The organism is Olsenella sp. An285 (assembly GCF_002159625.1).
GTDB lineage: Bacteria > Actinomycetota > Coriobacteriia > Coriobacteriales > Atopobiaceae > Thermophilibacter > Thermophilibacter avicola.
Genome location: NZ_NFIZ01000003.1, coordinates 1 through 25,558 on the forward strand (window position 1 = coordinate 1; position 25,558 = coordinate 25,558).

Sequence of the window (25,558 nt, forward strand, 5' to 3'; positions counted from 1 at the left end):
GGCAGATGCGCAGGTAGACGCGCTGCCGAGAAGTGCGCACAACGCCGGCGAGTGTACACAACGCGAACAAGTGCGCACAACGCCGAGAAGTGCGCACGTCCCGGCGGGCGCGTCGCCAACCCCGACCCGCCCGAGCCTCGCGCAAAGCCGCTCGCCGCCGCTTCGCTGCCGCTCGCCGCCGCTTCGCTGCCGCTCGCGAAAGAGTACAATCGACTCCGCATGCCAACGTCCGTCATGAGGAGTCGTCACATGGCAGAGAAGCCTTCCTACTACGTCACCACCCCCATCTACTACGTCAACGCCGCCCCGCACCTGGGAACCGCGTACTGCACCATGCTCGCGGACGTCCAGGCGCGCTTCCGTCGCGCGGCGGGCTACGACGTCAAGTTCCTGACCGGCATGGACGAGCACGGCGAGAAGGTCGCCGAGGCCGCCGCCCAGCACGGCATGACGCCGCAGGAGTGGTGCGACTCCCAGGCCCCGCTCTTCAAGGACCTCTGGCAGAAGATCGAGGTCTCCAACGACGACTTCATCCGCACGACCGAGCCGCGCCAGTACCACGCGGTCCAGTACCTCTGGGACCGCATGCTCGAGTCCGGCTACCTCTACAAGGGCTCCTACGACGGCTGGTACTGCGTGCCGGAGGAGACCTACTTCACCGAGACCCAGGTGGAGAAGGCTGACGAGGAGCGCGGCACCAAGGGCGAGCACCTCTGCCCGGACTGCGGCCGTCCCCTCGAGCGCGTCCAGGAGGAGTCCTACTTCTTCAAGCTCTCCGCGTTCCAGGACCGGCTCCTCGCGCTCTACGACGAGCACCCCGACTTCGTGCAGCCGGACTTCCGCATGAACGAGGTGCGCAGCTTCGTCGAGGGCGGCCTTCAGGACACCTCGGTCTCTCGCACCACCTTCGACTGGGGCATCAAGGTGCCCTTTGACGACGCGCACGTGACCTACGTGTGGTTCGACGCCCTGCTCAACTACATGACCGCCGTGGGCTACAGCCTGGACGACCCGGCCTCCGCCGCCGAGTTCGCGCGCCGCTGGCCCGCGCAGACCCACCTCATTGGCAAGGACATCATTCGCTTCCACTGCATCCTCTGGCCCGCCATGCTCATGGCCATCGGCGAGGCCCTGCCCGAGCACGTCTTCGTGCACGGCTTCCTCACGGTGCGCAACGCCGAGACCGGCAAGGCCGAGAAGATGTCCAAGTCCCGCGGCAACGCCATCGCCCCGCAGGACGTGATCGACCTTCTGGGCGTGGAGGGCTACCGCTACTACTTCATGACCGACGTCATCCACGGCGAGGACTCCGCCATCTCCTTCGAGCGCATGGAGCAGGTCTACAACGCCGACCTCGCCAACAGCTGGGGCAACCTGGTCTCCCGCGCCCTCAACATGAGCGCCAAGTACTTCGACGGCAGGACGCCCGAGCTCGCGGACGGCTGGGCCGAGAAGGACGGCGTGCTCAGGGGCGTGGCCGAGGGCATCTACGAGCGCTACTTCGACCGCATGGCCGCCTTCGACTACGCGGGCGCCAAGGACGTGGTGATGGAGCTCGTCCACGCCGCCAACCACTACATCGAGGACTCCGCGCCCTGGGCCGTGGCCAAGGACCCGGAGCGCGCGGGCGAGCTCGCGGACATCATCACGAGCCTGCTCGAGTCCATCCGCATCTGCGCGCACCTGCTCGCCCCGTTCATGCCCGAGACCTCGGCCGAGGTCCTTCGCCGCATGAGCCTTGGCGACGAGGCGGGCACGGACGACCTCGCCGCCGCGTGCGCGTGGGGCGGCCTTGCCGGCGGCGTCGAGGTGACCAAGGGCGACGCGCTCTTCCCGCGCCTCGACACCAAGAAGAAGTAGCCGCCGTGGGAGGATCTCCGCTGGCGAGCCCGGGCGCCACGCGCGCGCTGCTCGAGGCGTACGGGCTCGCCACCAAGCACAGCCTGGGGCAGAACTTCCTGGTGAACAACCGCGTGATCGAGAAGATCATGGACCTCGCGGAGCTTGTGCCGGACGAGCGCGTGCTCGAGGTGGGGCCGGGCATCGGCACGCTCACGCTGGCGCTGCTGTCCGAGGCCGGGCGCGTGGTCTCCGTCGAGATGGACCGCGAGCTCGAGCCCGTGCTCTCGGCCCATGCGGCCGCGCACCCCACCTTCGCCTACCTCATGGGCGACGCCCTGCGCGTCCCTGCCGAGAAGATCGCGGAGGCCGCGGGCGGCGAGCCCACGGCGCTGGTCTCGAACCTGCCCTACAACGTGGCGGCGACCATCATCCTGGCCTTCTTCCAGACCATGCCGGCCCTGCGCCGCGCCGTGGTGATGGTGCAGGCCGAGGTGGCAGATCGCATCTGCGCCGGCCCCGGCAGCCGCACCTACGGCGCCTACACGGCAAAGCTCGCCCTTCTCGCCCGCGTGACCGGGCGCTTTGAGGTGGGGCCCGGCAACTTCATGCCGCCCCCGCACGTGAACTCGGCGGTGGTGCGCCTTGACCGCGCCCCCATGGTGGCGGCCGAGCTCGTGGAGCCGGTCTCCGCGGTGATCGACGCCGCGTTTGCCCAGCGCCGCAAGACCATCCGCAACTCCATGTCCGCCTCGGGCTACGATAGGGGGGAGCTCGACGCCGCGTTCGCCGCGTGCGGGATCTCCCCCACGTGCCGGGCCGAGACGCTCGCCCCAGAGGACTTCGCGCGCCTTTACGAGGCGCTCACCCACACCAACAGCTAGGAGGACGAGAAGATCATGTCCAAGATCGCGCTTGACGACCTCACGCTCGCAGACGGCGAGCTCTTCCACGACCACAAGGGCGCGGCCTGCCCGATGCCCGCGCCCCTCGCGCCCCTCGCGGACACCCACGGCCACCTCACGAGCTTCCGCGAGCACGACCCCGCGGCGGCGCTCGTGCGCGCGGCGCTTGCCGGCGTGCGCCTGCTCGTGGTGCCCGTCGACCCCATCGACGACATCCCCCGCAGGTGGGCCAGCGTGCCCGAGTTCCTCTCCTGGCTGGACGAGCAGGTCGAGACTGCCCGCGCCTGCCTCGCGGACTGCGCCGAGAAGGGCTTCGTGCCGCCCGCCTTCGAGGGCTACGACGCCCCGGACCTCCTGGACAACGTGCGCATCGTCGCGGGCGCCCACCCCTACGGCGCGGGCGTTTTCGACGACGACGTGATGGCGCGCCTGCGCGAGCTCCTGGCGAGCCCGCGCTGCGTGGGCGTGGGCGAGTTCGGCCTCGACTACGGCCCCTCCAGCAAGGTGCCCTACCCGGTCCAGGAGGAGGTCTTCCGCACCCACCTGCGGCTCGCCAAGGAGCTCGGCCTTCCCGTGCAGCTGCACATCCGCGACGCCGCCAACGACGTGCGCTGCGGCGCGCACCGCGACGCCGCCCGCATCCTCGGGGAGGAGGGCGTGCCCGAGGCCGGGTGCGAGCTGCACTGCTTCACCTCCGGCATCAGGGTGCTCGAGAGCTTCACGCGCATGGACTGCCGCATCGCCTTCGGCGGCGCGGTGACCTTCACCCGCTCCGACGACATCCGCGAGGCGGCGACCTTCTGCGCCGAGCGCTACCTCCTCACGGAGACCGACAGCCCCTACATGGCGCCCGTGCCCCTGCGCGGCGCGGAGTGCGAGCCCGCGATGGTGGGCTTCACCGCCGCCTGCGTGGCCGACGTGCGCGAGCAGGGCGGCCGCGGCACCCGCCAGGAGACCTACGACGCCTTCTGGAACAACGCCCGCGCGCTCTACATGAGGTAGTGATTTCGCCCCGGCGGCCCGCACTTCTCGCCACCGCCCGACAGCGAGCCCGCACTTCTCGGTACCGCCCGGCAGCGAGCCCGCACTTCTCGCCACTTCCCGACAGCGAGCCCGCACTTCTCACCACTTTCCAGGTGGAAACCCGCACTCATGAGTGCGGCCGAGAAGTGCGGGCATTTTTGGCTTGGGCGGCCCTCAGGTGCGGTCTGTCTCTCGTCTTTTGTGCGGGAGTGCGCTTCAGGGGTGCTGTCCCGCCCGCACTCCTTGGCCCTTCCGTGTACCCTTCCCTCGGCGCCGTCTTCCGCTTGGCGTCCCTTCGACTTTTGAGGCCTCAAAAGTCGGGCTCCGATAGGGGCCGCGACCTCGTGGCCGCCCCGTCCCGCCGCCAGGCTCAGAGCCAGGGGGCGGCGTCCAGGTTGGCGCCGCTCTCGCGGGCCATCCTCCGCCACTGCGCCTCGGCGGCGAGCCGGTAAACAAGACGCGGCACCGCCGGGCGCACCGGGTCGACGCCCGCCCCCGTTCCCGAGCGGATGGCGGCGATGAGCCGGTCGATCGCCTCGGAGACGGGCCGTCGCAGCATGCCCATGCGGGGCGTCCCTTCCGTGGCGAGCGTCATGCCGCCGCCACCCACGGCCACGCCGCCCATCCAGCGCGCGCCGGCTGCCGCACAGAAGTTCTCGATGACGAGGAAGGACGGCAGGATCTGCTCCGGCTCGTAGAAGCCCATGTTGGCGAGGGCGTAGACGCGCGTGCCCGGCTCGACTGAGTCTCGCCAGCGCACGAGCAGGTCCACGAGGCCCGAGGGCGGGGCGTCCACGTAGAGCGGGTAGCCCAGGAGCACGGAATCGCAGCCGGAGAGCTCCTCTGCGTCCGCCGCCCCCGCGCGCGGGCAGGGAACGTCCACGAGCTCGGGGGCGTTCATGTTGGCCATGCGGGCGTAGACCCCGAGCGCCTCCGCCAGGTCCCCGAGGAGGTGTGCCGTGGCGGAGCCGTCCCCGCGCGGGCTCGCGTTCACGAGCGCCACGCGGCGGGGAGGGGCGCTCACCCGGCTCTCCGGCGGCGCCGGTGGGTCGACGACCGGCCCGTCCTTCTCGCCCCCCGCGTCGCGCCAGTCCCCCGGAAACCGCACCCTCCCAAGGGTTGCTCCCAGGTTTGTGGCGTTGGCCTCCGCAATGCGCCCGAGGCAGGCGCGCTCCGTCTCCGAGGAGGGGCCGTAGAGCCAGACGCGCAGGGAGGGGGCGCGGTCCGAGCGAAGGCGGTGGTGGAGCGCGCCGCCCGTCACGCGAAAGCCAGGGTGTAGGTAGCCGATGGAGCGTTCGAGCGCCCGCTTCACCAGGGGGGAGAGGCCGCCGAAGGCGTTTGCCGAGAAGAGCCACAGCTCGTCCGTCCGCGCCACGAGCGAGGGCAGGTCGCACAGCGAGTCGGGGAGGACGCAGCGGCCCGGCGTGCGGACCCAGCAGCCGAAGCAGCCCGTGCAGTCGCGCGCGGCGAGCAGCTCCTCGCGACAGACGACCTCGTCGAAGGGAACGCCCGTCGCGGCGAGCTGGTCTCTCGTGAGGTCGCAGATGATGGTCCGCATGCTTGCCCCCGCTCGTCGCTGGTTGCTCTGGTGAAAGACTACCCCTGGCGGCCCGTCGGGAAAACCCGGTCTCTCGCGACGTGCGTCCGCGCGTGCTACACTCGTCCAACCGGCGGCCCCCATCCACGATCGGAAGGGGGCCGCATGCCCATTGGTGCCATGCTGCGCGCGGTGGGGGAGTCGCTCGCGGAGACGCTCTGGCCCACGCGCTGCGTGGGGTGCGACCAGCCGGGGGAGCTCCTCTGCGACGAGTGCCGCGCGAGCCTGCCCTGGATAGAGCAGCGCCTTGCCTGCCCGGTCTGCGGCGCGCCCTTTGGCTTTCTCACCTGCACGGAGTGCGACGGGACCTGGCCCGTGCGGGCCACCGTTGCCGCCCTTGGCTTCCACGGCGCGCCGGCGCGCATGGTCACCTGTCTCAAGGACGCGCACGAGCTGCGCCTTGCCCCCGTGATGGCCGCCGCCATGCTCACGGCGCTCGAGGAGGCGTCCGCCTGGACCGCCGCCGACGGGCGGCCCCGCTTCGACGCCCGCTCCGTGGACGGGGTGTGCTTCGTCCCCGCCACGGCCGCCGCGTACGCCCGGCGCGGCTTCGACCACATGGAGCTGGTGGCGCGCGGGCTCTGCGCGGCGTCCGGCCTGCCGCTCGCGGACGTCCTCGTGCGGAGGCCCGCCCGCGACCAGCGTGACCTCGGGCGCGAGGGGAGGGCGGAGAACCTCGCCGGGACCATGCGCGCCACGGAGGACCTCTCCGGGGCGAGCCTGCTTCTGCTCGACGACGTCGCCACCACGGGGTCCTCGCTCGCCGAGGCCGCCCGTGCGCTCCGCTCCCGCGGGGCGGCGTCGGTCACCGCGTGCGTTCTGGCGCGCGTGTGGTGAGCGCCGCGGTGCCGCCCGCTGCCGCCGCCCGCTGCCGGCGTCGGGCCGTGCGGCAGGTCCCCGCGTGCCCAAACGCGCACGTCAAGGTATACTCGAACCCGTCTCAACCCAGGTCTGTGGTTGCGGGCGGGCAACGCGCCCGTCCTAGTCCAGGCCAGACGAGGGCAAAGGGATCCACGTAAGCCCGGGCGTGCGCGCCCTGGCGATCATGGCTCGTCCTAGAGGTAAGTCGTACCGCCCGTCATACCTATGAGGCATCCGGCCTCGCGGGCGAGAGGGGCAAGAGTGGAGGCGCCGCGGCGCCAAAAGCAACGTCCCCGGTGCGCGGGTGTGGGGTCAAAGACCAGGTCAGCTGGGTGAGACGCATCGATGACGAGAAGGACGGGGGTCCTGAAATGAAGAACAGAGGCAGCAAGCGCGTGGCCGGAGCGGCCGCCGCCCTCTCACTTGTCCTGCTGGCCGGCTGCTCGGGGATGCCGCCCGAGGTCACCGGCGCGCTCGACGCCGCCTCCTCCGCCGTGGGCGGTGCCCTCGAGACGCTGGGCGCCACGGTCGACGACCTGATCGGCGGCACCTCCGTCGCCGAGGCCCGCGCCCAGCGCCGCGACGACCTGATGCAGAAGGTGGACGACGACGACCTCAAGACGCCCGGGACCCTCACGGTTGGCATCAAGCTGGGGGAGACCGCGCCGCTGGCCCTGACCGGCTCCGACGGCGAGCTCTCCGGGATCGACGTGGACACCGCCTACGCGCTTGCCGACGAGCTCGGTATCGCCAGCGTGGAGCTCGTCTCCGTCCAGAACGCGAGCGCCGCCCTCGCGGACGATTGCGACGTGGTCATGGGCGTCGGGGACACCGAGTCCGCAGACGTCATGTCCCTGGGCGACTACGCCCAGACCGCCCTCGGCGTCTTCGGCGCCACCGAGGTGAGCTCCGTGCCCATCGACGCCTCCGAGCTCGAGGGAGCAACCGTGGGCGTCCAGGGGAGCTCCGTCTCCCAGGTCGCCCTGAGGGACCTTGGCCTGAGCGTCACGGAGGAGACCTTCTCCAACCTCAACGAGGCCTTCGACGCCCTTGCCGACGGCACCGTGGACTACGTGGTCTGCGACGCGTACGCGGGTGCCTACCTCGCGTGCGTCACGGGGGCCGGCTCGTTCGCCGGCACGATCGACGCGCCCGTCACCATTGGCGTGGGCGTCCAGGCGTCCTCCTCGAGCCTCCAGGCCAACGTCAAGGAGGCCATCGAGGAGATTCAGGACAACGGCGTGGCTGCCATCGCCAAGTCCCGCTGGATCGGCCAGTTCCCCGTGCTCTCCGAGTCCTCGCAGATCGTGGTGGCGCAGCCCTAGCCCCTCGCGCGTCTCCTACGCCCGCCGAGAATGAGCGCCCGCTCGGCACCCTTGGCGGGAGTCGTGGTGAGATTGCCCGGGCAACATTTGGGTATCAGTCTCGTAAGGGCGGCGGCGCCCCGCGCGTCGCCCAAGGCAATCGTAAGGAGGCTCGTATGGTTGACATCAAGATCTCGGGTCGCAAGGTGGGTGTCTCCGACTCCCTTCGTGCCCAGGTTGAGGAGAAGGTGGGCAACGCCCTCAAGGTGTTTGACATCAATCCCATGACCTGCGATGTCGTCCTCCGCGTAGACAAGAACCCCTCCAACCCCGAGCGCAAGAGCTGCGAGGTCACGGTCTTCGTCCGCGACAACGTGGTTCGCGTCGTGGCCAGCTCCGACGACATGTACGCCGCCATCGACGAGGCGGCGGACAAGGTCACGCGCCAGCTCCGCAAGTACAAGACGCGCGTCATCGACCGTCGCCAGCGCGTCGCCGCGGCCAAGAGCGGTACCGTGACCCAGGAGGACCTCGCCGCCCTCATCGAGCCGGGAGAGGACGAGTCCGAGGACGATCAGCTCGTGCGCGAGAAGTACATCGACCTCTTCCCCATGACGGAGGAGGAGGCCCTCGTCCAGACAGATCTCATCGGACACGATTTCTATGTGTTCACCAATGCCACCACCGGGCTCGTCAACGTAATTTATCATCGTAAGAATGGAGGTTACGGAATCATCAAGCCCAAGATCGAGGAAGAGAATGAGCAGTAGTCAGAACTCTGCAGCAGATACCATGAGCGCCCCCGAGGAGGGGGCGCGCACCAGTGCCCAGGCGTCGCAGGAGGCTGCGCGCCTGGGCCGCGCTTATCACGCCAAGTCAAACGTCAACATCATCGTGGACTCCTGCGCCGACTTCGACCCGCGCGTGGCCGACGCCCTGGGCGTGGAGATCGTGCACTTCACCTACGTCATGAGCGGGGAGGAGCACGAGGACGACCTCTGGCAGTCCATGAGCTCCAAGGAGTTCTACGACCGCATGCGCGCCGGCGAGACGGCCACCACCTCCGCCGTGACCCCGGGCCACTACCTCGAGGTGTTCGAGCGCGCGGCCGAGGAGGGCACGCCCACGGTCTACCTGGCCTTCACGCGCGGCCTCTCCTCGAGCGTCGACGCGGCGCGCCAGGCGGCCGAGATGGTGCGCGAGAGCCACCCGGACTTCGAAATCTACGTCGTGGACAACGTCTGCCCCTCCGCGGCGGCGGAGCTCCTCGCGCTCGAGGCCGTCCACCAGGCGGCGAACGGCCTCACGGCAAAGGAGCTCGTGGCATGGGCCGAGGAGGCGCGCTACTACATTCACGGCTACTTCACGCTGGACTCCTTCGACGCCCTCGCGCGCGGCGGGCGCATCCCGCCGGCGGCCGCCACCGTGGGCGGAAAGCTCGACATCAAGCCCGAGCTCTCCTACGACACCAACGGCGCCCTCACGCTGCGCGGCATGTGCCGCGGGCGCAAGAAGGCCCTGCGCGCGATCCTCGCGGACTTCAAGGCCAACTACCTCGGCGCCGAGGGCGGCGACGGCAAGCTGCCCATGGCCATCGTCTCCGCAGACGCCGAGAAGGACGCCCGCTGGCTGGCCGACCAGGTCCGCAGGGAGCCCGGCTGCGCGGACGTGCCCATCATCTACAGCTCGGTGGGCCCGGTCATCGGCGCGCACGTGGGGCCCGGCATGGTCGCCCTGCTCTTCTGGGGCAAGGACCGCCGCGAGGCCCTCTCCTTTACCGACCGCATCGCCCGTCGCGTCAAGGGCGAGAAGTAGCAACTGTCTGACAACGGAGGGTGATGAAAAGGGACGGTCCCTTTTCATCACCCTGCCTGCGGAAAGGAACCACTTTGCAGATTCGCAAGATCGCCTTCATCGGCACCGGCATCATGGGCGCCCGCATCGCGGGCCACATCCTCGACGCCGGCTACGACCTCACCGTCTACAACCGCACCAAGGAGAAGGCCGAGGATCTTCTCGCCCGCGGCGCCCACTGGGCGGACTCCCCGGCGCAGGCCGCGGCGGACGCGGACCTCGTCTTCACCATGGTGGGCTACCCCACGGACGTCGAGGACGTCTACCTCTCCACGGACGGCCTCATCCGCGCCGCCAAGAAGGGCGCCTGGCTCGTGGACCTCACGACGAGCTCGCCGCAGCTCGCGCGCGACATCCACGACGCCGCCGAGGTCGAGGACAAGCACGCCTTCGACTGCCCGGTGACGGGCGGCGAGCAGGGCGCCGTCGACGGCACCCTCACGCTCATCATCGGTGCCACGGAGGAGCAGGTGGCGCCCGTGCTGCCCGTGCTCGAGTCCTTCTCGGCGCGCCGCTTCTACTTCGACCAGCCGGGCGGCGGCCAGACGGCCAAGCTCTGCAACCAGGTCTCGCTGGCGTCCTGCATGATGGGCTACGCCGACGCCCTGGCGCTCGCCCAGCAGTCCGGCATCGACGCCGCGCGCGTGCTCGAGGTCATGGCGAGCGGCACGGGCGGCTCCGGCGCCTCGAAGACCCTCGCGCCCAAGTCCCTCGAGGGCGACTTCAAGCCGGGCTTCCTCGCCGAGCACCTGCGCAAGGACATCGGCCTCGCCCTGCAGCGCTCCGAGGAGCTCGACATCACGCTCCCGGGCGCCGAGACGGCCTTCACCCTCTTTGACATGCTCTGCCAGATCGGCGGGTCCCGCATGGGCACGCAGGCGCTCACCCTCCTCTACCAGGAGGAGGAGACCTGTCGCGCCGCCGGGCTCGACTGGTCGCTCCTGGAGCAGGAGGACGAGGGCGACGGCTGCGGCTGCGGCCACGACCACGGCGGGGACCACGAGTGCTGCGGCGGCCACGGCCACGAGCACGGCGACCACGAGTGCCACTGCCACCACTAGCATTTCTGTAAATTGGGGACTGTCCCCAATTCACATAAGGAGACACACCAGTTTTGAACGGTACCGACATTCCGCAGAGCTCCATCGCGGTGCTCATAGACTTCGAGAACCTGGCCCTGGGCACCGGCCGCAGGAACCGCCGCGGCCACCAGGAGCCGGGGCCGCTCCCCGACGTCAAGCTCATCCTCGAGCGCCTCGTGGACAAGGGGCGCATCACCGCAAAGCGCGCCTACTGCGACTGGCAGCGCTTCTCTGATGCCGTCACTCCTCTCCACGAGCTCGGCATCGAGCTCATAGAGATCCCCGACCGCGCTTACACCGGCAAGAACTCGGCGGACATCCGCCTTGCGGTGGACGCCATGGAGATCTGCCTCACGAAGGACCACATCGACACCTTTGCCATCCTCTCCGGAGACTCGGACTTCTCGCCGCTCGTCTCCAAGCTCAAGGAGTTTGGCAAGACGGTCATCGGCGTGGGCATGAAGGAAGCCACGAGCAGCCTTCTGGCCGAGGTCTGCGACGAGTTCATCTTCTACGAGGACATCACCCGCGGGGCCGGCATCCCGGACTTCTCCGGCAAGGTCCCGCGCGAGAAGCAGAGCTGCTACCAGCTGCTCTTTGAGACGATCGACGCGCTGCAGCGCGAGAGCGACAGCTTCATCCTGGCCTCGCGCCTCAAGGACACCATGAAGCGCAAGCGGCCGCAGTTCTCGGAGTCGAGCTACGGCTATCGTTCGTTCACGGCGCTTCTGCGCGAGGCGTCGAAGCTCGGATTCATAGAGATTCATCAGGACCCCAAGAGCGGCACGGCCGTCGTCGACGGGTTCTGCGAGTAGGGAGGTAACATGGCAGACACCGACAGCTCTCAGGTCGCGGGCCTCGTGGAGGAGCTCTCCGGCTCCAGCAGGCGTCGCCGCCAGGAAGTGGCCCACAAGATCGCCCTCGCGGCCAAGAGCAGCCCCGAGGCGGTGGCCCCGCACGCCGCGGCCCTCATCGACGCGCTCTTCCGCCCGGAGGCCCAGACCCGCTGGGAGGTCCTGGACGCGCTCTCGAGCATCGCGGGATACAACCCCAACCTCGTCGCGGACGCCTTCGAGGGCGCCGAGGCCTCGCTCTTCGACGACGGATCGGCAACCGTGAGGCTCGCGGCCTTCGTCTTCCTGTGCAAGCTCGGCTCCAGCTCGGAGGAGCGTTCCGACGAGGTGTGGCCGCTGCTCGACGAGGCGATCCAGTGCTACCACGGCGACGCCGAGTACCGCGACATGCTCGCCGCCCTCCTGGGGCTCGCCCAGGGCGGTGCCTCCGCGGCGACCAAGGAGGCGCTCGCCGCGCGCGTGCGCTTTGACGCGGAGAGCGGATCTGGCTACATGAAGTCCTTCTCGGCGGAGATCCTCCAGGCCATCGGCTAGGCCGGGCTTTCAGGAAGCTCCCAGCCTCGTGCGGCTGCTCGGGAGTTTTCCGAGCGCGGGGAGGGGACGGGCCCGAGGGCCTACAATCACGTGGATTGACGGGGCGCGTCGCTCGGGCAGCGCGCCCGTTGCGAGAGGAGAGCCGATGGCAGGGGACGCCAAGAAGAGCGACGAGGCGAAGCAGGACGACGCCGAGCTGACGGACGAGAAGAGCGACGAGGCCCAGAAGGACGTGGAGCCCGAGGCCGAGAAGGACGCGGAGACTCCCGTGGAGCCTGATGCCGAGAAGGACGCGGAGGCCGAGAAGGACGCCCCCGCCGAGACCGCGGCGGGCTCCGACGCCCCGGCAGGGGACGTCTTTGCCCAGAAGCGCGGCATCCCCACGCTGGGCTGGGTCGCCCTCGTGGTCGTGGCGCTTGCCGTGGGCCTGCTCGTCGGGCGCTTCCTGCCCGGGGACGCCGGCGCCATCGCGCTCTCCGGCAAAACCGAGCTCGCCGCGAGCGAGCTCGACAGCGCCATCGCCGCCTACACCTACAAGGGCGAGACCGTGAAGGTCACGGCCCGCGAGGTCATCGACGAGATGGGCGGCACCGAGGACACGGCCAACGACGACGGCACCTACACCGTTCCGGCCGCGAGCGACGTCGTGACCTACGCGCAGAACCAGATCATCCTCGCCGACGCCGAGGACCGCGGCCTCACCGCCACCGACGAGGAGACCGACGAGCTCGCCGAGCAGACCTTTGGCACCGCGGACTACGACTCCATCTCCTCGACCTACGGCTACGACAGGGACTACATCGCCACCATGGCCACGATCACCAAGCTGCGCGACGCGGTGGTGGACGTGACCCTGCCCGAGCAGCCCACCGCCCCGGACTCCCCGGAGGACGGCCAGGAGGACGTCGCCACGGCCGAGTACGCGAGCTACGTCATCGACCTTCTGGGCGACGAGTGGGACGCCGAGGCGGGCACCTGGGCGCGCACGGACGGCGAGTACTACGCCACGCTGTCGAGCTACGAGTTCACCGCCGATGCGGCGACCTACGACGTGGCCCAGGCGGCCTACCAGGTTGCCTACGGCGCCTACTCCGACGCCTACACCGAGCTCTCCAACGAGTGGGTGGCCTACACGCGCAGCCTGCTCTCCAACGCCACGATCCAGCTCGGGTCCCTGGTGGCCTCGTAATGCGCGTCGCGATCAGCGCCTGCCTGCTTGGAGCCCCCGTCCGCTACGACGGGGGCTCCAAGCCCGTCTCTGAGGTCCGGGACCTCGCGGGCAAGGTGGACGTCCTGCGCGTGTGCCCGGAGACCGCGAGCGGCCTGCCCGTGCCGCGCCCTCCAGCCGAGCAGCGGGGCGGGCGCGTCCTGCTCTCGGACGGGCGTGACGTGACCGAGGAGTTCTCCCTCGGCGCCGAGCGCAGCCTCGACGCCACGAGACGCTCGCCGGTCTCTTTGGCCGTGCTCAAGGCAAAGAGCCCCTCCTGCGGCGTCGGACTCGTCTACGATGGAACCTACTCTGGAAGGCTTGTTCCGGGCGACGGCGTCTTCGCCGCCCGTCTGAAGAAGGAGGGGGTCTGCGTGGTTACCGAGGACACCGTGAGGGAGTGCAAGCCGAGCGTCGAGCATCCCGTGGCCATCGTGCTGGGGTCGGGCCTGGGGCACCTGGGGAGCCTCGTGCGCCCCGTCCGCCGCATCGACTACCACGACATCGACGGCTTCCCCCTGTCCGCGCGCCCCGTGGCGGGGCACCGCTTCGAGGCCACCGTGGGCACGATCGACGACGTCCCGGTGGTGGTGTATCCCGGGCGCATCCACCTCTACCAGGGCTACTCCGCGGCCGAGGTCACCGCGCTCGTGCGCCACGCTCACCATCTGGGCTGCCACGACATCGTCTTCGCCTGCGCCACGGGCGCCGTCCCGGGCATGGCGCACACCGGCCTGGGCATCCTCACGGACCAGATCAACCTCACCGGCAGGAACCCGCTCGCGGAGTGGGACGGCCTGCGCGACGTCGAGAGCCCCTTCGTGGACATGAACGAGGCGTACTCCCCGTACCTGCGCACGCTCGCGCGCGGCGTGGCGGACGACCTCGGCATCGCCGTGGAGGAGGGCGTCTACGCCGGCGTGCTCGGCCCGTGCTTCGAGACCCCTGCCGAGGTTGCCGCCCTGCGCGCGCTCGGCGTCTCCTACGTGGGCATGTCCACCGTCTGCGAGGTCATCATGGCAAAGGCCCTGGGCATGAGCGTGCTCGGCCTCACCCTCGCGGCCAACGAGTCCGGCGCGCCCGCGGTCTCCCACGAGAGCGTGCTCGAGGCGGCCGAGGGCCACGCGCAGGACTTCGAGGCCCTCGTGAGGGGCGTGCTGCACCTGCTGTAAAACCTCTCGTCCCGCTGCGTTCTTCTCGCCGTGCGTAAACCCTTGACATGTCAAGGGTTTACCGTATCCTTGCAGTATCAACAGTTGTCATGTCAAGGAGTTTCATGGGAGACGAGAAGAACGGGGCGGCTCTCGGGCGCTCGCTCGAGGATTTCCACATGCGCCTCATGCGGGCCTTTCACGCCCAGCGCGCCTATCTCAAGCCGAGCGTCGACGGGCTGGGTCTCGGGCCCGGACAGGCCAAGCTGCTCGTGTACCTGGCCGTTCACGGCCCCTCGAGCCAGCGCGAGGTCGCGGGGTTCTTCGAGACCGACCCGGCTTCGGTGAGCCGCATGTTCGACTCCCTCGAGCGCTCCGGCTTCGTGACGTCCGCGCCCGGCAGGGACCGCAGGACCAAGGCGCTCGAGCTCACCGAGCGCGGCCGCGACGCCGCCGCCAGGTGGGAGCTTGCGTGCGACGACGAGCAGGAGGTCATGCTCGGGGGCTTCTCTCCCGAGGAGGCGGCCGCGTTCGCGGACTACCTCTCTCGTGCGCGCGCCAACCTGCGCCGCGCCGCCGAGGGGAGGGAGGCCTGATGGACGGGGTGAGGCTCATCGCGCACTACCTGGGGCCCTATCGCAGGGACTTTCTCATTGCCGCGCTGTGCGTCGCGGTGGAGACGTCGCTCGAGCTCGTCATCCCCATGCTCATGGCCAACGTGGTGGACGACGGGATCCTTGCGCAGAACCTCGACGCCGTGGTCTCCAACGGCGCCCTCATGGTGGTCCTCGCGTTCGTCTCCCTTGCGCTCGGCTTCCTCTACGCGCGCTTCTCTGCCCGCGCCGCCATGGGGCTCGGCGCCCGCCTTCGCGAGGCCGAGTACGCCCACGTGCAGGAGTTCTCGTTCGCCAACATCGACGACTTCGAGTCGTCCTCGCTCGTGACGCGCCTCACCACCGACGTCACCGTCATCCAGAACGCGCTCGTCTCCGGCACGCGCCCGCTCGTGCGCGGCCCCGTGATCCTGGTCATGGGCCTCATCTTTGCGGCGGTCATGTCGGCCGAGCTCGCGGTGGTCTTCTTCGTGGTGATGCCCGTGCTCGCCGCGGCCATGTTCCTCGTGGTGCGCAGGGTGGGGCCGCTCTACCGGGTGCTCCAGGGGGCCATGGACCAGCTGAACGACGCCCTCCAGGAGGACCTCGCCGCCATCCGCGTGATCAAGGCGTACGTCCGCGAGGGACACGTCGCGGAGCGCTTTGCCACGGTCAACGGGAGGCTCGCCTCCACCGCCACCCGCACCTTCCGCACGGCGGTCCTCAACACGCCCATCTTCCAGGGGACGATGTACGTCACCTGCGTCGCCATCCTCTGGTTCGGCGGGCAGATGATCATCGCCGGGACGCTGCAGGTGGGCACCTTCACCGGCTTCATGAGCTACGTGCTGCAGATCGTGAACTCGCTCATGATGATCTCCAACGTCTTCCTGCTGCTCGCCCGTGCGGTCACGAGCATCGAGCGCGTGGGCGAGGTCCTGGGGGAGGAGCCCACGATCGTCTCCCCGGAGGGCGCCGTCACCGAGGTGCCGGACGGCCGCGTGGAGTTCGACCACGTGAGCTTCAAGTACGCCGCGGACGCCCAGAAGAACGTCCTCGACGACGTGTGCCTCTCGTTTGCCCCGGGCTCCACGGTGGGCGTCCTCGGCGGCACGGGCTCGGGAAAGTCCACGCTCGTGCAGCTGGTCGCGCGCCTCTACGACGCCACCTCGGGCACCGTGCGCGTGGGCGGGCGGGACGTGCGCGACTACGACCTCGCGGCGCTGCGCGACGCGGTGGGCGTGGTGCTCCAGAAGAACGTGCTCTTCTCGGGAACCGTGCGCGAGAACCTCGCCTGGGGAGACGCGGACGCCACGGACGAGCAGATGCTCGAGGCATGCCGCCTCGCCCGCGCGGACGAGTTCCTGGACCGCATAGGCGGGCTCGACGGCGACCTCGGCCAGGGCGGGGCGGGCGTGTCCGGCGGGCAGAAGCAGCGCCTGTGCATCGCGCGCGCCCTGCTCAAGCACCCGCGCGTCCTCATCTTCGACGACTCGACCAGTGCGGTGGACATGGCCACGGACGCCGCCATCCGCGAGAACCTGGCAGGCCTCACGGGCGTGACCAAGATCGTGATCGCGCAGCGCGTGGCCTCGGTCATGGACGCGGACCAGATCGTGGTGCTGGACGACGGGCGCGTCCACGCGTGCGGCACCCACGAGGAGCTCCTCGCGCGTGACAACATCTACCAGGAGATCTACGAGTCCCAGATAGGCTCTGGGATCAGCGGGGAGGTGGCGTAGATGCCCGCGCGCCAGACCGCCGCGCCCGCGCGGCCCAAGAACATGCTCGTCACCCTGCGGCGCCTGCTCGCCTACATGAGCCACGCGCGCTGGCGCCTGCTCGTGGTGGCGGCGCTCGTGTGCGTGGCGGGCCTCGCCAACCTCGTGGGCACCTACATGATCAAGCCCGTGGTCAACGCCGTGGGGGAGGGCGACTACGAGCTCTTCGTGCGCCTCGTCGTGCTCACGGGGGCCATCTACGCGGCGGGCGTGGCGTCTGCCGCCGGGTACACCCAGACGATGGTCCGTGCCGCCCAGAAGGTGGTCTTTGACATCCGTCGCGACCTCTTCTCCCACATCGAGGGCCTGCCGCTCTCGTTCTTCGACCGCACGCGCCACGGCGACGTCATGAGCTACTTCACCAACGACGTGGACACCGTCTCCGAGGCGCTCAACAACAGCTTCGCCAACCTCGTGCAGGCGGCGGTGCAGATCGTGGGCACGCTCACGCTGCTCCTGGTGCTCGACTGGCGCCTCACGCTCATCACGATCGCGTGCGACCTGGGAATCGCCCTCTACGTGCGCTTCTCCGGCGGCAGGAGCCGGCGCTACTTCGCGCGCCAGCAGGCCGAGCTCGGCGGGCTCGACGGCTACGTGGAGGAGATGATCTCCGGCCAGAAGGTCGTCAAGGTCTTCAACCACGAGGCCGCCAACCTGGAGCGCTTCCGCGAGCTCAACGGACGCCTCCAGGAGGCGGGCACGTCCGCCCAGGCCTACGCCTCCACCATGGTGCCGGTCACCGTGTGCGTGGGATACGTGAACTACGCCATCGTGACCATCGCGGGCGCCCTTCTCGCCCTGGGCGGCACGATGGACGTGGGCTCCCTCGCGAGCTACCTCGTCTTCGTGCGCCAGGCGGTGGCCCCCATCAACCAGTTCACCCAGCAGGGCAACTTCCTGCTCACGGCCCTTGCCGGCGCCGAGCGCATCTTCTCTGTGATGGAGCTTGCGCCCGAGGTGGACGAGGGCGTGGTGCGCCTCGAGCACGCCGACGACGTGGAGGCCGCGCGCGTGGCCGCGGGCGCGGCCGGCTGGGCGTGGCTCATCGACGGCGAGCACGTGCCGCTTCAGGGCGACGTGCGCTTCTACAACGTGGACTTTGGCTACGAGGAGGGGCAGACCGTCCTCAAGGACCTCACGCTCTACGCCAAGCCCGGGCAGAAGATCGCCTTCGTGGGATCCACGGGCGCGGGGAAGACCACCATCACCAACCTCATCAACCGCTTCTACGAGACGCGTTCCGGCGCGATCACCTACGACGGCATCGACGTGCGGGACATCGAGAAGACGTCGCTGCGTCGCTCGCTGGGCATCGTGCTCCAGGACACGCACCTCTTTGCCGGCACCATCGCGGACAACATTCGCTTTGGCAAGCTCGACGCCACGGACGAGGAGGTCCGGGCGGCGGCGTGCGTGGCCAACGCGGACGGCTTCATCAGCCGCCTGCCGCGCGGCTACGACACGCCCGTGGTCGCCGACGGCGCCAACCTCTCCCAGGGCCAGCGGCAGCTGCTCGCCATCGCCCGAGCCGCCGTGGCCGACCCGCCGGTGCTCATCCTCGACGAGGCCACCTCGAGCATCGACACGCGCACCGAGGCCCTCATCCAGCGCGGCATGGACGGCCTCATGGCGGGGCGCACGGTCTTCGTGATCGCGCACCGCCTCTCCACCGTGCGCAACGCGGACGCCATCATGGTGCTCGAGCACGGGCGCATCGTCGAGCGCGGGACCCACGAGGAGCTGCTCGCGCAGCGCGGCGAGTACTGGCAGCTCTGGACCGGCGCCAAGGAGCTGGACTAGGGGCGGCGCGCCTTTCGGCCCGCCCCCCCGCGAGGGTATGTGCAGTACCCGGTCAGGTTATGTACACTTTTCGGCTGGAGCGCTCTTCCTGCCGGCTCATCTAGCTGCGAAGACGTGAGCGCTCAAGTCTGGGGGGTGTACATACCCCACGGGTGACTGCGCATACCCTCACAGGGGGCGCGCATACTCTGCAGCAGCACGCGCCCGGGAGGCACGCTCGCGGCAGGATAGGACACGGGACCATACAGCACCCGCCCTCAGGATGCGATTTGCGGCGTGGGCGCGCGGTGTTGTATGGTCGGCCGAATAGGAGGCCCGAGGCCCGATGGGAGTCGACATGGCAAAGCAGACCTGGCAGGGCGGCAACATGCTCTACCCGCTGCCCGCGGTGATGGTGAGCTGCGCAAACGAGGCGGGCGAGAAGGACATCGTCACGGTGGCGTGGGCGGGGACCGTCTGCACCAACCCTCCGATGCTCTCCATCTCCCTCAGGCCGGAGCGCCACAGCTATCACATCGTCCGCGAGTCCGGCGAGTTCGTGGTGAACCTCGTGACGGCTCGGCTCCAGCGCGCGTGCGACTGGTGCGGCGTGCGGTCCGGCCGCGACTACGACAAGTGGGCCGAGTGCCGCCTCACTCCGGCGCCCGCGACCACGCTCGGGCTCGCTCCGGCGATCGCGGAGTCTCCCGTGAGCATTGAGTGCCGCGTGCGCGACGTGCTGGAGCTGGGGAGCCATCACATGTTCCTGGCGGAGGTCACGGCGGTGCAGGTTGAGGAGGGGCTGCTGGACGAGCGTGGCAGGCTCGACCTGGCCCGCGCGGGCCTCACCGCCTACAGCCACGGTGAGTACTTCGAGCTGGGCCGCCGCATCGGTACGTTTGGCTACTCCGTGAGAAAGCGTCCCGCCAAGGGGGGACGCCCCGGTCGCTCCCGCTAGTACCCGCGCGACATGCGCCGCCTGATCGCGACGTACTCCATCACCAGCAGCACCAGCAGGATCGCCATGGAGACGAGCGAGCCCACCACGGCTCCGGCGAGCCCCGCGAAGTTCACGAGCAGCATCGCCACCGGCACCGCGAACGCAAAGGCGATGAGGTAGAGCTTGGAGACCTCCGCCTGCGCGCGCAGCACCGTGATGATCTGGTACAGGAAGTCGATGCAGGCGCAGACGCCGCCCGTCCCCACCATCACCAGGGCGAGGCTGCGGAACTGCTCGAAGTCGATGCCGTACATGACGCTCATGATGGGGATGCCGAGCCAGGCCATGAAGAGCGCCATCGCGCCCGTGATGAGCGCGATCACGCCCACCATCGCGAGCACCAAGAGGTCAAAGCGGCGGTGGCGCGACGGGTCGTCCCAGATGCGCGCCAGGCGCACGAGCTGGGGCTTGTAGATGACGCCGGCCACCATGAGGATGGAGTGCGCCGGGAAGTAGAGCGCGTTGTAGTAGAGCTGGTTGTCGTATGAGAGCGCGCCCTCCATCGCGAACTTGGGCACGGAGTCGATGAGGTTGTAGAGGAAGAGCGCCAGGAACAGCGGGAAGCACTCCACAAAGAGGTCGCGCACGCCGCGGAAGCTGGCCGGCAGGCTCTTCTCGGTCTCAAAGAGCGCGAGCGGCACCGTGAGCAGCACGAGCGAGGCCACCCCGCCCGCCGCCATGGCAAAGCTCGCCACCGCCAGGTTGCGCGTGAGGAACAGGATGACGGAGAACGCCACGAGCCCCAGCGCGCAGCGGGCCGCCTGGGAGAGGCCGGCCAGGTAGAGCTTGTCCTTCTGCTGGAGGCGCCCCTCGTAGACGTCTGCCAGGCCGTCCACCGCGCGGAACACCAGCACGCCCATGCAGATGGCGAACATCTGGGGGTCGTAGCCGCGCACCTGGCACCAGAGCCAGCCCACCACCAGCATGAGGGCGCACGTGAGGAAGCGCTGGATCTGGTAGTCCAGGAACGAGCGCATGTCGTCCAGGTCGGACACCTGGTACGTGCGCACGCCGTAGTTCGCCAGGAACAGCAGCAGGGTGCCCACCGTGAACGCCATGGAGAAGAGGCCCGCCTGCTCGGCCCCCACGAGCCACGTGCAGACCATCGTGAGCAGGGGGAAGAGCATGCCCCACGCCGCCTGGCCCGCGGTGTTGCACATGTAGTCGCGCTTGGTCTGGTGCGCCAGGTACTGCTCGGTCTGCTCGGAGAGCTTGCCGCCAAAGACCGCGCCGATGAGGCGGTTCCACCAGTCGTTGGCCGCCCGGGAGAGGAGGCCGGGCTGCCTCGCCGGTCTCTCGGCGCGCTTGCCCCGCTTCTTGGTGACCACGCCGTAGCGCGGGGTCTTGGGCGAGCCGCCCGCCGACCGCACGGGCGTCACCTCGCGTCGGCGCACAAGGCGCCTGAACGGGTTCTCTGGCACGTGACGCACCTCCTCTCGCGTTGCTCACACGCGAGATTGTACCGCCGCTTGCGGGGCGGCGCCGCGCGCCCGTCTCCCACGTGAACAACCTGTTTCCCGCCCGTTAGGTCTTGGTTGACGGGCGTTTCCCGGGGTATCTTCTAGAGAGTCGACCGCACACCCGTAAAAGGAGCAACGTTGGCCGAGAAGAACCTGCAGCTGGTAAGCGATTCCGCTATTATTCCCGTCCTTAACGTTCCCGGCAGCATCGCCGAGAACATGGCGCTGTTCCTGCGCCTGGTGCGCAAGGTGCTCGAGGAGTTCGACCCCAAGCTCCGCGCCACCTTCGACGTTCTTCTCGCCGACGCGATGCGCGCCAACGCTGACGAGGCCTCGGAGACCGCGGACGAGCGCGCTGCCTTCGCCGAGCTCGAGGACATCGTGGGCCACCTGGACACGCGCTCGGCGACGCTGGTCATGCGCGCCTTCGTGGCCTACTTCCACCTTGCCAACATCTGCGAGGAGAACTACCGCGTGGGGTCGCTCCGCACGCGCGAGAGCGCGGTGGACGTCACCGAGCGCGAGGACCCGATCAACGACATCACCGTCGCCTACCGCCAGCTGGTTGACGAGTGCGGCCGCGGCCGCGCCATCGCGCTGCTGCAGCGCCTGGAGTTCCGCCCGGTCTTCACCGCACACCCCACGGAGGCGCGCCGCAAGGCGGTCGAGGGCAAGATCCGCCGCATCGCGGGGCTGCTGGAGGAGCGCCCCGGCCTCTCGGGCGCCGCGCTCGCGGAGAACGAGCGCCGGATGCTCCAGGAGATCGACGCGCTCCTGCGCACCTCGCCCATCGCGCACAAGAAGCCCACGCCCGTCGAGGAGGCCGACACTATCGTCGACATCTTCGACAACACGCTCTTCGACATGGTGCCGGACGTCTACCGCCGCTTCGACGACTGGGAGCTCGGCGAGAAGGCGGGCACCGTGCCGCCCGTGTGCCCGGCGTTCTTCCACCCGGGCAGCTGGATCGGCTCGGACAGGGACGGAAACCCCAACGTCACCGCGCGCGTGAGCCGCCAGGTGGCCGAGAAGTTTCGCACCCACGTGCTCGAGCGCCTCGCGGACGCGACGCAGGAGACGGGGCGCAACCTCACCCTGGACGCCATCTCCACCCCGCCCTCGGACCAGCTCGTGAACCTCTGGAACCACCAGGTGGAGATGAGCGAGGAGCTCACCGCCCGAGCCCTGGGGATCTCCGCGAGCGAGCTCCACCGCGCCGCGATGCTCGTCATCTCCGAGCGCCTGCGCGCCACGGCGGTCCGCACGGCGGACGTCATGTACGCCAGCGCCGACGACTACATCGCCGACCTGCGCGTCGTTCAGTCCTCGCTCGCGCGCGCCGGCGCCACGCGCGCCGCCTACGGCCCGGTCCAGCGGCTCATCTGGCAGGCACAGACCTTTGGGTTCCACCTCGTGGAGATGGAGTTCCGCCAGCACTCGCTCGTGCACCGTCGCGCGCTCGAGGACATAGAGGAGCACGGGCGCTGGGGCGAGCGCGGGGAGCTCGAGCCCATGACGCGCGAGGTGCTGGACACGTTCCGCGCCATAGCGCAGATCCAGCGGCGCAACGGGATTGATGCCGCGCGGCGCTACATCATCTCGTTCACCAGGTCGGCAGAGGACGTGGCCAACGTCTACCGCCTCGCGCACCTGGCCTTCGCGCACGAGGCCGACGTCCCCGTGCTCGACGTCATCCCGCTCTTCGAGCAGATCGAGGACCTCGAGGGCGCCGTCGACACCCTCGACGCCGTGATCGCCCTGCCCGAGGTCCAGCGCCGCCTGGAGCAGACGGGGCGGCGCCTCGAGGTCATGCTCGGCTACTCGGACTCCTCGAAGGACGCCGGCCCCACCTCGGCCACCCTCGTGCTGCACGCCACGCAGGAGGCCATCGCGCGCTGGGCGGAGGAGAACAGCATCGACCTCGTGCTCATGCACGGTCGCGGCGGCGCCGTGGGACGCGGCGGCGGCCCGGCAAACCGCGCGGTGCTCTCCCAGCCCAAGGGGTCGGTCAACTGCTGCTTCAAGCTCACGGAGCAGGGCGAGGTCATCTTCGCCCGCTACGGCGACCCCACGCTCGCGCGGCGCCACGTGGAGTCAGTCGCCGGCGCCACGCTCCTCCAGTCCGCGCCCTCTATCGAGTGGCTCAACACCGAGACCGGCGAGAAGTACGCCGACCTCGCGGCGGAGCTCGACGCCGCCTCGCGCGAGCGCTACCACGACCTGCTGCACACGGAGGGCTTCGCGGAGTGGTTCTCCACGGTGACCCCGCTCGCCGAGGTTGGCCTCATGCCCATCGGCAGCCGCCCGGCCAAGCGCGGGCTGGGTGCCAAGTCCCTCGACGACCTGCGTGCCATCCCCTGGATCTTCTCGTGGAGCCAGGCGCGCATCAACCTGGCGGCCTGGTACGGCCTGGGCACGGCGTGCGAGAGGGTGGGGGACCTCGAGCGCCTGCGCGAGGCCTACGCGGAGTGGCCGCTCTTCACCACGTTCGTGGACAACGTGGAGATGTCGCTCTCCAAGGTGGACGAGCGCATCGCGCGGCTCTACCTCTCGCTGGGGGACCGCGACGACCTCGTGGAGAAGGTCCTGGACGAGATGGAGCTCACGCGGCGCTGGGTGCTCGCCATCGCGGGCGACGAGTGGCCGCTGCAGAACCGGCGCGTGCTCGGCCCCGTGATCCGCATGAGGCTGCCGTTCGTGAACGTGCTCTCCGTGGCCCAGGCCCACGCGCTGCGCCGCCTGCGCACGGGCGACCTCTCGCCCGAGGAGCGCGACCAGCTGACCTACCTCATCCTCTGCACCGTCTCCGGCGTGGCTGCGGGCCTGCAGAACACGGGGTGATCCCGGGCGCGCGGGAGCGGCTGGTGCCACGCGCCTAGTCGTCGACCTCCGCGGCCGGGCCGTCCGTGAGAGCCTCGCGGCACGTCGATAGTCGCTCGCGCGCCTCGTGCGGCAGCTCGGGGTAGCGAGGGTCGATCTTCTCGAGCACGTCAAGAAGGACCTCGGACACCAGGACGCGCGTGACCCACTTCTGGTCTGCCGGAATCACGAACCAGGGGGCGTGCTCGGTCGCCGTGGCGCCGATCATCTCCTCGTAGGCCTTCTGGTACTCGTCCCACTCCATGCGCTCGGAGAGGTCGCTCTCGGAGAACTTCCAGTTCTTGGATTCGTCGTCTATGCGCTCGAGGAAGCGCTCGCGCTGCTTGTCCGCGCTCACGTTGAGGAAGATCTTGACGATGCGGTTTCCGGTTCGCCAGAGGTAGCGCTCGAAGCCCCGGATGTCCTCGAAGCGCTCCTGGAAGTAGCGCCTCTCGCTCATGTCCGTGCAGCGGCACGGAAGCTGGTAGTCCCTCCAGAGCCCGTGGACGCGCACGACGAGAGACTCCTCGTAGTAGGAGCGGTTGAACACGGCGATCTTGCCGCGCTCCGGCAGCGCGCCAAAGCTGCGCCAGAGAAAGCCGTGCGCGCGGTCCACGCTCGTGGGCTGCTTGAAGCTGCGCACGTCGATGCCCGTGGGGTTGATGCCGCCCAGGACGTGGCGGATGGTGGAGTCCTTGCCGGCGGCGTCCATGGCCTGAAGGACGATGACGAGGCTCTCGCGCGCCTCTGCGTAGAGGCGGTCCTGCAGGGCCTCGATGCGCGCCTTGTTGGCCTCGAGCCGCTGCTCGTACTCGGGGCGAAGCTCCGAGTCCAGCTTGAGCGAGGTGGGGAACTTCTCCAGCTTGAGGTTCTTCTCGCCCGTCACCATAAAGTCGCGGATGTCGATGCCCATGCTGCCTCCTTGCGTCTTTCTTCCCTTGTTCCCGATTCTTGGGCCGGTCGTACCGGGGTTCCCATGGGCGTTGCGAGAATCGGGGCCAGGGCGCCTCTGGCGAGAAGCACGTTGTCAAATGCGCGGCCATGGCACTGCGACGACGCACGCTGAGCCTGGAGAGGCGGCCTTCAACTGGGCATCTGCTGTTCTCAGCCTCAGACGGGGCCGTCCTTCTCGCCCGTTGCGGCTCCTGGTTGTGACATGGTCACGTTTTTGGCAACGCCGGAAAGGGATTTGGTGACACAGCCCTCATTTTGGCAACGACATTGTCGCCCGATTCCCGAAAAAGTTTCCCGCATGTAACTCAATCGGCGAGCGGCGCTTGCATTCACGGGAGTTAGTCATATATTACTTGTGTTGAGTTGGTGAACGGTAACTTCTGAGGAGGCTCGAATGGCCGCATCTGCCCAGCTTCCGCTGGCAATGGTTGGCCCCGACGAGGTGGCACGCGTGACGCGGATTCGCGGTGACGCCGACCTGCGTCAGCACCTCGCCGAGCTCGGTTTCGTGGACGGCGCGGAGGTCAAGGTGATCTCCCGCGCCGCCGGTGACGTCATCGTGAGCGTGAAGGGCGCCCGCCTTGCGCTCAACCGCTCGATGGCAAGCCGCATAAGCGTGTCGATCTAGCGTGCGGGACGCTCGTTGCTCCCGCACGAGGAGAAAGGAAGGTCAATGGCAACTCTCAAGGACGTGAAGGTGGGGGAGAGCGCGGTCGTGTCCAAGCTCGCGGGCACGGGCGCCCTCAAGCGCCGCATCATGGACATGGGGCTCACCAAGGGAACGGGCGTCTATGTGCGCAAGGTGGCGCCGCTGGGCGATCCCATCGAGATCACGGTGCGCGGCTACGAGCTCTCCATCAGAAAGGACGAGGCCGCCTGCGTCGAGGTCACGGACGTGGCGCAGGGCGAGCGCTAACACCT

22 protein-coding genes are annotated in these 25,558 nt (G+C 69.2%); 19 read left to right on the forward strand and 3 right to left on the reverse strand.

The window, feature by feature from the left end:
- Positions 1–249: 249 nt before the first annotated feature.
- The 3 genes from metG to B5F79_RS02660 are packed head-to-tail and all read left to right on the forward strand — an operon-like array spanning position 250 to position 3,746.
- A complete protein-coding gene (gene metG / locus B5F79_RS02650) occupies positions 250–1,860 on the forward strand; it encodes a methionine--tRNA ligase (RefSeq protein WP_087217363.1) in 1,611 nt (536 codons plus the stop codon).
- 5 nt (positions 1,861–1,865) lie between these two features.
- Positions 1,866–2,723, forward strand: a complete 858-nt coding sequence (gene rsmA / locus B5F79_RS02655) for a 16S rRNA (adenine(1518)-N(6)/adenine(1519)-N(6))-dimethyltransferase RsmA (protein WP_087217364.1) — start codon at positions 1,866–1,868, stop codon at positions 2,721–2,723.
- Positions 2,724–2,738: 15 nt separating this feature from the next.
- Positions 2,739–3,746: a TatD family hydrolase gene (locus B5F79_RS02660; RefSeq protein WP_087217365.1), complete on the forward strand. Its 1,008-nt coding sequence runs from the start codon at positions 2,739–2,741 to the stop codon at positions 3,744–3,746.
- Positions 3,747–4,137: 391 nt separating this feature from the next.
- Here B5F79_RS02660 and B5F79_RS02665 read toward each other — a convergent pair whose 3' ends face one another.
- Positions 4,138–5,325 (reverse strand): hypothetical protein, encoded by a 1,188-nt coding sequence (locus tag B5F79_RS02665; protein WP_087217366.1) that lies wholly within the window; start codon positions 5,323–5,325, stop codon positions 4,138–4,140.
- A gap of 144 nt (positions 5,326–5,469) precedes the next feature.
- On the opposite strand from B5F79_RS02665, the gene B5F79_RS02670 reads away from it, so the two are divergent.
- From B5F79_RS02670 to B5F79_RS02730, 13 genes are all read left to right on the forward strand, one after another.
- Positions 5,470–6,201 carry a ComF family protein gene (locus B5F79_RS02670; protein WP_087217367.1) on the forward strand — a complete coding sequence of 244 codons (732 nt, stop codon included), beginning with the start codon at positions 5,470–5,472 and terminating at the stop codon, positions 6,199–6,201.
- A 395-nt stretch (positions 6,202–6,596) separates the two neighbouring features.
- Positions 6,597–7,550, forward strand: coding sequence for a substrate-binding periplasmic protein (locus B5F79_RS02675; protein WP_087217368.1), 954 nt, complete (start codon positions 6,597–6,599; stop codon positions 7,548–7,550).
- Positions 7,551–7,705: 155 nt separating this feature from the next.
- Positions 7,706–8,299, forward strand: a complete 594-nt coding sequence (gene hpf / locus B5F79_RS02680; RefSeq protein WP_087217369.1) for a ribosome hibernation-promoting factor, HPF/YfiA family — start codon at positions 7,706–7,708, stop codon at positions 8,297–8,299.
- A gap of 22 nt (positions 8,300–8,321) precedes the next feature.
- Positions 8,322–9,344: a DegV family protein gene (locus tag B5F79_RS02685; protein WP_087217370.1), complete on the forward strand. Its 1,023-nt coding sequence runs from the start codon at positions 8,322–8,324 to the stop codon at positions 9,342–9,344.
- A gap of 23 nt (positions 9,345–9,367) precedes the next feature.
- On the forward strand, positions 9,368–10,444 hold the full coding sequence (locus B5F79_RS02690) for an NAD(P)-dependent oxidoreductase (RefSeq protein WP_087217371.1): 1,077 nt from the start codon (positions 9,368–9,370) through the stop codon (positions 10,442–10,444).
- A gap of 53 nt (positions 10,445–10,497) precedes the next feature.
- Complete coding sequence (locus B5F79_RS02695; RefSeq protein WP_087217372.1) at positions 10,498–11,280, forward strand: NYN domain-containing protein; 783 nt, start codon at positions 10,498–10,500, stop codon at positions 11,278–11,280.
- A gap of 9 nt (positions 11,281–11,289) precedes the next feature.
- The gene (locus B5F79_RS02700) at positions 11,290–11,853 is read left to right on the forward strand and encodes a hypothetical protein (RefSeq protein ID WP_087217373.1); all 564 of its coding nucleotides are present in this window, start codon (positions 11,290–11,292) and stop codon (positions 11,851–11,853) included.
- A gap of 145 nt (positions 11,854–11,998) precedes the next feature.
- Complete coding sequence (locus tag B5F79_RS02705; protein WP_087217374.1) at positions 11,999–13,042, forward strand: hypothetical protein; 1,044 nt, start codon at positions 11,999–12,001, stop codon at positions 13,040–13,042.
- Positions 13,042–14,232 carry a purine-nucleoside phosphorylase gene (locus B5F79_RS02710; RefSeq protein WP_087217375.1) on the forward strand — a complete coding sequence of 397 codons (1,191 nt, stop codon included), beginning with the start codon at positions 13,042–13,044 and terminating at the stop codon, positions 14,230–14,232. The genes B5F79_RS02705 and B5F79_RS02710 overlap by 1 nt, the downstream gene beginning before the upstream one ends.
- 104 nt (positions 14,233–14,336) lie before the next feature.
- Positions 14,337–14,807 (forward strand): MarR family winged helix-turn-helix transcriptional regulator, encoded by a 471-nt coding sequence (locus tag B5F79_RS02715; protein ID WP_206390983.1) that lies wholly within the window; start codon positions 14,337–14,339, stop codon positions 14,805–14,807.
- Positions 14,807–16,546, forward strand: a complete 1,740-nt coding sequence (locus B5F79_RS02720; RefSeq protein WP_087217376.1) for an ABC transporter ATP-binding protein — start codon at positions 14,807–14,809, stop codon at positions 16,544–16,546. The genes B5F79_RS02715 and B5F79_RS02720 overlap by 1 nt, the downstream gene beginning before the upstream one ends.
- Entirely contained in the window at positions 16,547–18,385 is a 1,839-nt protein-coding gene (locus B5F79_RS02725) for an ABC transporter ATP-binding protein (RefSeq protein ID WP_087217377.1), read from the forward strand.
- A 337-nt stretch (positions 18,386–18,722) separates the two neighbouring features.
- Complete coding sequence (locus tag B5F79_RS02730; RefSeq protein WP_087217570.1) at positions 18,723–19,322, forward strand: flavin reductase family protein; 600 nt, start codon at positions 18,723–18,725, stop codon at positions 19,320–19,322.
- Here the strand turns inward: B5F79_RS02730 and B5F79_RS02735 are convergent.
- Positions 19,319–20,785, reverse strand: a complete 1,467-nt coding sequence (locus tag B5F79_RS02735) for a lipopolysaccharide biosynthesis protein (protein ID WP_241147237.1) — start codon at positions 20,783–20,785, stop codon at positions 19,319–19,321. The genes B5F79_RS02730 and B5F79_RS02735 overlap by 4 nt on opposite strands.
- Before the next feature lie 177 nt (positions 20,786–20,962).
- On the opposite strand from B5F79_RS02735, the gene B5F79_RS02740 reads away from it, so the two are divergent.
- The gene (locus tag B5F79_RS02740) at positions 20,963–23,665 is read left to right on the forward strand and encodes a phosphoenolpyruvate carboxylase (RefSeq protein WP_087217378.1); all 2,703 of its coding nucleotides are present in this window, start codon (positions 20,963–20,965) and stop codon (positions 23,663–23,665) included.
- Positions 23,666–23,699: 34 nt separating this feature from the next.
- On the opposite strand, the gene B5F79_RS02745 is transcribed toward B5F79_RS02740, so the two are convergent.
- Entirely contained in the window at positions 23,700–24,596 is an 897-nt protein-coding gene (locus B5F79_RS02745) for a PPK2 family polyphosphate kinase (RefSeq protein WP_206390985.1), read from the reverse strand.
- A 435-nt stretch (positions 24,597–25,031) separates the two neighbouring features.
- Here B5F79_RS02745 and B5F79_RS02750 point away from each other — a divergent pair, with 435 nt between their 5' ends.
- Positions 25,032–25,265: a FeoA family protein gene (locus tag B5F79_RS02750; protein ID WP_087217379.1), complete on the forward strand. Its 234-nt coding sequence runs from the start codon at positions 25,032–25,034 to the stop codon at positions 25,263–25,265.
- A gap of 45 nt (positions 25,266–25,310) precedes the next feature.
- Positions 25,311–25,553, forward strand: a complete 243-nt coding sequence (locus B5F79_RS02755; RefSeq protein WP_087217380.1) for a FeoA family protein — start codon at positions 25,311–25,313, stop codon at positions 25,551–25,553.
- Positions 25,554–25,558: the final 5 nt, after the last annotated feature.

Excerpts from the sequence above, each read along its gene's own strand:
- hpf (WP_087217369.1), top strand. The coding sequence starts at position 7,706 with ATGGTTGACATCAAGATCTCGGGTCGCAAGGTGGGTGTCTCCGACTCC.
- B5F79_RS02720 (WP_087217376.1), top strand. The coding sequence starts at position 14,807 with ATGGACGGGGTGAGGCTCATCGCGCACTACCTGGGGCCCTATCGCAGG.
- B5F79_RS02730 (WP_087217570.1), top strand. The coding sequence starts at position 18,723 with ATGGCAAAGCAGACCTGGCAGGGCGGCAACATGCTCTACCCGCTGCCC.
- metG (WP_087217363.1), top strand. The coding sequence starts at position 250 with ATGGCAGAGAAGCCTTCCTACTACGTCACCACCCCCATCTACTACGTC.
- B5F79_RS02685 (WP_087217370.1), top strand. The coding sequence starts at position 8,322 with ATGAGCGCCCCCGAGGAGGGGGCGCGCACCAGTGCCCAGGCGTCGCAG.
- B5F79_RS02690 (WP_087217371.1), top strand. The coding sequence starts at position 9,368 with ATGAAAAGGGACGGTCCCTTTTCATCACCCTGCCTGCGGAAAGGAACC.
- B5F79_RS02670 (WP_087217367.1), top strand. The coding sequence starts at position 5,470 with ATGCCCATTGGTGCCATGCTGCGCGCGGTGGGGGAGTCGCTCGCGGAG.
- B5F79_RS02700 (WP_087217373.1), top strand. The coding sequence starts at position 11,290 with ATGGCAGACACCGACAGCTCTCAGGTCGCGGGCCTCGTGGAGGAGCTC.
- B5F79_RS02660 (WP_087217365.1), top strand. The coding sequence starts at position 2,739 with ATGTCCAAGATCGCGCTTGACGACCTCACGCTCGCAGACGGCGAGCTC.
- B5F79_RS02745 (WP_206390985.1), bottom strand. The coding sequence starts at position 24,596 with ATGGGCATCGACATCCGCGACTTTATGGTGACGGGCGAGAAGAACCTC.
- B5F79_RS02755 (WP_087217380.1), top strand. The coding sequence starts at position 25,311 with ATGGCAACTCTCAAGGACGTGAAGGTGGGGGAGAGCGCGGTCGTGTCC.
- B5F79_RS02715 (WP_206390983.1), top strand. The coding sequence starts at position 14,337 with ATGGGAGACGAGAAGAACGGGGCGGCTCTCGGGCGCTCGCTCGAGGAT.
- B5F79_RS02675 (WP_087217368.1), top strand. The coding sequence starts at position 6,597 with ATGAAGAACAGAGGCAGCAAGCGCGTGGCCGGAGCGGCCGCCGCCCTC.
- B5F79_RS02665 (WP_087217366.1), bottom strand. The coding sequence starts at position 5,325 with ATGCGGACCATCATCTGCGACCTCACGAGAGACCAGCTCGCCGCGACG.
- B5F79_RS02705 (WP_087217374.1), top strand. The coding sequence starts at position 11,999 with ATGGCAGGGGACGCCAAGAAGAGCGACGAGGCGAAGCAGGACGACGCC.
- B5F79_RS02710 (WP_087217375.1), top strand. The coding sequence starts at position 13,042 with ATGCGCGTCGCGATCAGCGCCTGCCTGCTTGGAGCCCCCGTCCGCTAC.
- B5F79_RS02725 (WP_087217377.1), top strand. The coding sequence starts at position 16,547 with ATGCCCGCGCGCCAGACCGCCGCGCCCGCGCGGCCCAAGAACATGCTC.
- B5F79_RS02750 (WP_087217379.1), top strand. The coding sequence starts at position 25,032 with ATGGCCGCATCTGCCCAGCTTCCGCTGGCAATGGTTGGCCCCGACGAG.